The sequence below is a fragment of the Actinosynnema sp. NPDC002837 genome (assembly GCF_040295345.1).
GTDB lineage: Bacteria > Actinomycetota > Actinomycetes > Mycobacteriales > Pseudonocardiaceae > Actinosynnema.
The window spans coordinates 1-6,915 of sequence record NZ_JBEOVG010000171.1 but is presented as its reverse complement, the minus strand read 5'-3'; the positions used below and the strand labels follow the sequence as shown (position 1 = coordinate 6,915).

Here is a 6,915-nt window from a genome sequence, read left to right as displayed (position 1 = left end):
AAACGCTCGGCTGGGACACCCCAGCCGAGCGTTTGGCTAAGCTCCTGACCTAAGCCAGTTGATCAGTTGTGTTGCGACGACCCCTGGAATCCGCCTCTCCCCGCCGGGGGCCGTTCCCGCGTCCGCCGGCGGTCACGTCCGCGTCACCGCCGGAAGAAGCGCAACGCGAAGCGCCGCCCCGGGGGACGGGGCGGCGCTCCGGCTGGAGCGGACTACGGGTTGACGGTGATGGTGAACGTCGACGTCCGGTTGCGGATGTTCTCGTTGTTGTTGCTGAACCGCAGGTTGTTGAAGGTCACCGAGCCGACCGCCGGGCCCTGGCCCGCCTCCGGCAGCTCGTTGGCCCACAGGCCCATGCCGGACTTGTGCTCGAACTGGTCGCCGCTCAACCGGGCCCCGGAGATCGAGATGTTCGTCAGGACGGTGTCCTGGATCGGGTTCTCCGGTGTCGTCCCGTTGTACTTGGTCTGGAACATGATCCCGGCGTACGTCGGGTCGATGATGTCGACGTCGTCGACCCGGATGCCCCGGAACGGCTTCGACGCCGAGAACATCCAGATCCCCGGGAACGTCTGCCCGTTCCAGAAGTGCCCGCCGGTGCGCACCAGCGTGATCCCGCTGAACGTCGTAGGCTCCGGGCCGAAGCCGTTCATCGGGTAGCCGAAGTCCAGCGAGCTGATCGTGACGCCCGAGTAGGTCAACGTGTCGGCGATGTAGATGTTGCGGAACGTGTTCAGGAAGCCGCCGTACACCGCCAACCCGGCCGCGCGCCAGGTCGTCAACGACGACAGGTTCTCGTACACGTTGTTCTTCTCGTCCGCGCCGCCGGCGTCGATCGCGGAGAACAGCGCGAAGCTGTCGTCACCGGTCGAGCGCGCCTCGATGTTGGCCACCCGGTTGTCCGTGCTGCCGTTGGTCATGTTGATGCCGTCGGCGAACATGTTGCGGATCCGGGAGTCCTTGATGGTCATGAAGTCGGTGTTCGCGCCCCAGTAGAGGCACACCATGTGCTCGGCCCAGATGTTCTCGATGGTGATGTTCGCGACGTTGGAGAAGTCGAACACCTTGCCCGGGCCGTCGATACGCGAGGTGTAGTTGCCGAAGAACGCGAACCCGCTGAACGTCGAGCCGTTCACCGACTGCTCGGCCCGGAAGCCCGCGTCGGTGTTCTCCTGCGTGGTCGGCACGACGAACTTCGTGAACCACGGCCCCGCGCCGATCACCCGCACCGGCTTGCCGTACACCTGGAACTTCTGCGCCGTGGTGTACGTGCCGGCCGGCAGGTACACGCCGAGCAGGGTGCCGCTGGTGTCCATGCGGAACCGGTCCAGCGCGTTCTGCACGTCCTGGTGGCCGAACCCGGTCGGCGTGAGGTACCGGGCCGGGTCGGGGTTGGCCCGCGCCACCGCGTGCTCGAAGTCGACGAAGTCGATGGCGTAGTTGGTGGTGTTCGCCGCGTCCTTCTGCAGCTTGATCTTCGTGCCCGCCGGGAACGTGCCGTTGAGCATCACGTTCGCCTCGTCGTAGATGTGCCGCGGCCCGCCCGCGCCCGGCGAGTTGCCCGGTGACGCCTCGTTGCCGTAGAGCCAGATGTGCCGCGAGTGCAGGTCGATCGCCTTGTGGAACGCCCCGTTGACGTAGACGTTCAGCGTGGCGCCGATGCCGCCGCCGCCCGCGGCGTCCGGGATGGAGAAGCGGGTGACGAGGGTGTTGGTCGACCCGCTGGTGGTGAACTCGACCGACGAGCCGGTGCTGTTGAGCGTCACCGCGCGCCGGCCGGACGCCTCGCCGGCGAGGTCGCCGATGGTGCGGTTGGGGCCGATCTTCTGCGCGCCGCCCGCGGTGACGGCGTCCTCGGCCTCGACGTGCTCCCACGGCACGTTCGCGCCGCGGCCGACGAACAGCGACTGGGTGGTGCGGTTGTTCGCCTGCCGCGCGGCGATCTCGTTGGCGTCCACCGCGACTTCGGTGCGCAGCGTGTACTTGCCGTTGACGGCGGGCCAGGAGCCCAACGTGATCGGCGCGGCCGACTGGCCCGGCTGGATCGCGCCGGTGTGGCTGCCGGTGAACGTGCGCACGGTCGCGCCCGTGGTGGCGTTGAGGAGCGTGAGCGTGACGCCGTGCGCGCCGCTCGCGGTGGCGATCGAGCCCTCGTTGCGCAGCACGACGGTGAAGGTGGTGTTCTGGCCGTTGGCCGGGTTGTTCGGCGAGAAGCTCAGCGCGCCGACCAGGTCCGAGCTGGGCACGGGCGTGACGACCAGGGCGCTCGGGTGCAGCAGGGCGTTGTTGGCCTCGTTCTGCTCGACGACCTTCTTCGTCTCGTCGACCTTCGCGGTGTAGGAGTAGGACCCGGAGCCGCGCGGGCCGATGTTCGCGGTGACGGTCGCCGACGCGCCCGCCGCGAGGGCGCCGACCTGGGCCGTGCCGACGGCGTCGGTGCCGAGGAAGAACGTCACGTCGGTCGCGCCGGACGCCGCCGTGCCCGCGTTGCGCACGGTCGCGGACAGCGTGATCGGGTTCGTCTCGACCGGGCTCGTCGGGGTGAACGACGTCGCGCTCACCGTCAGGTCCGGGTTGGGCGCGGCCACGCCGAACACCTGGAACTCGGCGACCTGGCCGCCGGGCGCGCCGGTGTTGGACGTGACGCGCAGCTGCACGTCCGCGACCCGTGCGGACAGCGGGATGGTGACCGTGTTGCCGGAGGCCGGGTTGAACACGTAGTCGCGCGCGGACACCAGGTTCGTGAAGCCCGAGGCGCTCTGCTCACGGCCCAGCACCTGGACGTTCTGCGTGCGGGTGCCCCAGGCCGAGGCGGGGTTGAGCTTCAGCACGACCGAGCTGAGGTCGGAGTTCGAGCCGAGCTGGGTGGTCAGCGTGGTCGGGTAGGTCGCGCCTTCCCAGTAGGTGTTCACGTCGTCGTCGTTGGCGTTCGCGGCCACGAAGTCGAACACGTGCGAGGAAGCCGTGATCGGCCTGCCCTTGGCCAGGTTCGCGCCGGAGCCGGGGGAGCCGGGCCGGGTGACGGAGCCGCTCGGCGGCGACTGGTTGCCCGCCGCGTCCTTGGCGATCACGTGGTAGGTGACCGCGACGCCGTCCGGCTGGGAGTCGGTGTAGGTCAGCACCGTGCCCGCCAGGCTCGTGCGCAGCGCGCCGTTGGCGTAGACGTCGTAGCCGGTGACGCCGGTGTTGTCGGTGGAGGCCGACCAGGTCAGCCTGATCTGCCCGGACTGCGGCGAGGTGTAGGCGAGGTTCGTCGGCGCGGACGGCGCCTGCGTGTCGCCGGTGGTCGGGCCGTGCAGCTCGAACTCCGAGACCTGACCGGCGGGCCACGCGGTGTTGCCGGTGATCAGCAGCCGCACGAACCGCGTGGTGGTCGCGGTGAACTGGATCGTCACCGTGTTGTTCGAGGTCGGGTTGAACGCGTGCTGCGCCGACGGGACGAGGTCGCCGAAGTTCTGGCCGTCGGTGCTGTGCTGCACGGCCAGCGTCTGGGTGCGCGCGCCCCACCCCGCCGTCGGCAGCTTGAGCACGACCCGGTCGACCTTGACCGCCGCGCCGAGGTCGGCCCGCAGCCACTGCGGGAACGCGTTGTTGGCGCTCTCCCAGTAGGTGGCCTGGTTGCCGTCACCGGCGTTGGACGCCTGGTAGACGTCGTTGTGGCTGCTCGCGCTGTACGTGGCGGCGAGCTTGGCGGTGACGTCGGCGGCCTGGCGGACGTCGATGTCGCGGACCTGCGCGCCGTCCACGCGCACGTAGCGCACCAGCGTGGGGTCGAAGTCGAACGACTGCTCCTCGCCCCGGCGCGGCGCGGACGGCACGAGGGTGGCGAACCCCTTGCCGTCGAGGCTGGTCTGGACGGAGAACGTGGTGTCGTCGTCCGGCAAGGACAGTCGGACCTGGTCGATGCGGGTCGGTCTGCCGAGGTCGAGCACCCCGGCCGACGGTTCGGCCTGAGCGGCAGGGGTGCTCAGGGCGAACGCGGTGAGGCTCAGTGCGAGCAGTGAGGCGGCAAGGCGCGAACGGGCGCGTGTCGTCGTTGACATGGTCGTGCTGGCCCTTCTCTTAGGGCAGTTCCGGGCGCTTGTCAGAAAGTTCCGCATACTTGTCGATTTCTTGCGTAACCGGATCGCAGCGTTGCAGAGCCCCGGCGGGAAAGTCAACGGTCAGACGCCCGAGTAGGCCATCCGTACGAACCCGGTTGGCACGCCGATGGCGGCCCTTGGCGCGGGTCGGGGTGTTCGGTCACCACCGGCTGGGTGTCGGGGGTGTGCTCCCGTGGCGCCACGGCGTTCACGCACGCCGCCACCCCGTTCCGGGCCGTTGCGGGGATCTAGACTGGTGATCATCTGGGGAGGTGGCGGTGAGCGACCCGAAAGCGGCGTTCGCGCAGGCGCTGGCGCGGTTGCGGGGACGGTTGCCCGACCTGTCCGACGAGGCGGTGGCCCGGCGCGCGAGCGCGGTCGTGCTGCCGTCCGGGCGACGGGTGGCGGTGAACGCCCGGCGGTTGGGCGAGTGGGTCGGCGGCCAGTCCGTGCCCCGCGACTTCGACGGCGTGCTGGCGGTCGCCCTCGCGACCGGCGGCGTGCCGAAGCTCAACGACCTGCGCGAGCTGTGGCGCGCCGCCCACCAGGACCGCCGGGCCACGCCCAAGTCCGGGCGCGTGGTGGTGGGACGGCCGCCGAGCGACGCGGCGGCGTTGCGCGACCGCGCCGAGCTGGCCGACGCGATCGACGCCGCGTTACGGGAGGGGGACGTCCGCCAGGTCCTCCTCACCGGTCCCGGTGGCGTGGGCAAGTCGCAACTGGCCACCGCCGCGTTCCACCGCGCCCGCGCCGACGTGCTGGTCTGGGTCGGCGCCCGGACCAGGCAGTCGGTGCTCGCCGGCTACGCGCGCGCCTGGCGTGCGCTCAAGTCCGCCGCGGGCGCCGACGACGAGGCGCAAGCCGACCTCTTCCTCGCCTGGCTGCGGTCCACCACCACGTCGTGGCTGGTGGTGCTCGACGACGTGGACGACCCGGCGGAGCTGGCCGGCCTGTGGCCCGCCGGCGACGCGGGCCGGAGCCTGGTCACCACACAGCGCCGCGACGCGTCCCTCCTGCGACCGGACGCGCGGGTGATCGCCGTCGGCATGTTCGACCCGGACGAGGCCACCGCCTACCTCTCCGCCCGCCTCGCCGTCGACCCGAGGCACGACCGGGAGCACCTGGCCGCCCTCGCCGACGCCCTCGGCCGCTTCCCGCTCGCCCTCTCGCAGGCCGCCGCGTTCCTCATCGACAGCGGCACCGACGTGCCCGCCTACCTGGCCCTGCTGGCCGACCGGCGGCAGCGCGTCGCCGACCTGTTCCCGCTGACCTCACCCGCCGACGAGCACCACGACACCGTCGCGGGCACCGTGCGGCTGGCGGTGGAACGGGCGCAGTCCCTGGCCGCCGCCGCGGTGGACCTGCTCGGCCTGATCTCGGTCCTCGCGCCGGACGGCATCCCCGAGGCCGTGCTGCTCGACGGCGGCCGCAACCTGGCCGCGCTGCGCGCGCTGCACCGGCTCAACCTCGTCACCCACCACGGCCGGGTCGAGGCGCACGCGCTCGTCCAGCGCGCCGCGCGCGACCTGGTGCCGGACCTGGCGCCGGTCGCCGTGACCGCGGCCGACGCGATCGAGCGCGAGTGGTCCACCGCCGACGCCGACACCGCCGCGGCGCTGTACCGCAACGCCGAGGTCCTGCGGTCGGTCGCGGGGGAGCACCTGTGGGACGGCGGCATGCACCCCGTCCTGCGCCGGCTCGGCCGCCACCTCGCCGAGATCGGCAGGCTCGCCGCGGCGCGCGACGTCGCGACGGAGCTCCTGGCCCGCGCGACCGACCCGCGTGACGTGGTCGTCCTGCGCACCCAGGTGGCCAAGGCGATCGGCGACCTCGGCGACGCGGCGACCGCCCTGGCCCACTTCGGCGAGATCCGAGCCACCGCCGAACGGGAGCTCGGCCCCACCGCCGAGGACACCCTGTGGGCCCGCTTCCACCAGGCCTCGTACCGCCTGGAGACGGGCCTGATCGAGACCGCGCTGGCCGAGCTGACGTCCCTGGTCGAGTCCTGCGACCTGCCCGCCGCCCACCCGCTCGTGGTGGCCGCCGAGGACGACCGGGCGCTGTGCCTGGGGCTTTCGGGCGACCTCGCCGGCGCCCGTGACGCGGCGAGCCACCTCGTCGCGGTGCTGCGCGAGGAACTGGGCCCGAGGCACCAGCGGACGTTGCGCGCGATGCTCGGCCTGGGCAGGTGGATCGGCGAGACCGGCGACGCCCGGCTCGCCGTCGCCACGTACCAGCAAGCCGTGGACGGCCTGGCGGAGGTGGCCGGACCCGCGCACCACGACACGTTCATCGCCCGGCACAACCTCGCCTACTGGCGTGCCGAGGCGGGCGACCTGACCCGGGCGATCACCGAGTTCCACACCGCCACCGCCGACGCCGAGCGGGCCCTGGGCGAAGGCCACCCGACCACCCTCACCTACCGGTCCAACCTGGTGTTCTGGCAGGGCGTGGCGGGCGACCCGGGCGCCCTGGACGACCTGACCGCCCTGCGCCACGCGGTGGAGCGGGTCTTCGGCCCCGACCACCCCCGCACGCTGCGGATCCGGCAACAACGCGCCCACCTCCTGCACCGCGCCGGACGACGCGACGAGGCGGTCGACGAGCTGCGCGCCGTGCTGGCGGAGATGACCGGCGTGCAGGGCGAGAACCACCCGCGGACGAGGGAAGCCGCCGAACTCCTGGCGAGCTGGCAGAGCACCCACCCGGCCGACGCGAAGGCCCGCCGCCCGGAGTGACCGGGATGCTGTTGGCGAATGCGCCCCGTCAGCTTTGGCTGGCGGGGCGCAGCGCTGCGAAGTGCGATGTCCGGGTCGACGCGTGTGGTGTCCCC

2 protein-coding genes are annotated in these 6,915 nt (G+C 71.9%); one reads left to right on the top strand and one right to left on the bottom strand.

Translation table 11 applies throughout. From position 1 onward, the window contains the following. Positions 1 to 212: 212 nt before the first annotated feature. Complete coding sequence (locus tag ABTZ99_RS44230) at positions 213 to 4,043, bottom strand: galactose-binding domain-containing protein (RefSeq protein WP_499619141.1); 3,831 nt, start codon at positions 4,041 to 4,043, stop codon at positions 213 to 215. Positions 4,044 to 4,360: 317 nt separating this feature from the next. On the opposite strand from ABTZ99_RS44230, the gene ABTZ99_RS44225 reads away from it, so the two are divergent. Beyond that, positions 4,361 to 6,820 carry a tetratricopeptide repeat protein gene (locus tag ABTZ99_RS44225; protein ID WP_499619139.1) on the top strand — a complete coding sequence of 820 codons (2,460 nt, stop codon included), beginning with the start codon at positions 4,361 to 4,363 and terminating at the stop codon, positions 6,818 to 6,820. The last annotated feature ends 95 nt before the right edge of the window (positions 6,821 to 6,915 follow it).

Coding starts and splice junctions, on each gene's coding strand:
- ABTZ99_RS44230 (WP_499619141.1), bottom strand. CDS start 4,043: ATGTCAACGACGACACGCGCCCGTTCGCGCCTTGCCGCCTCACTGCTC.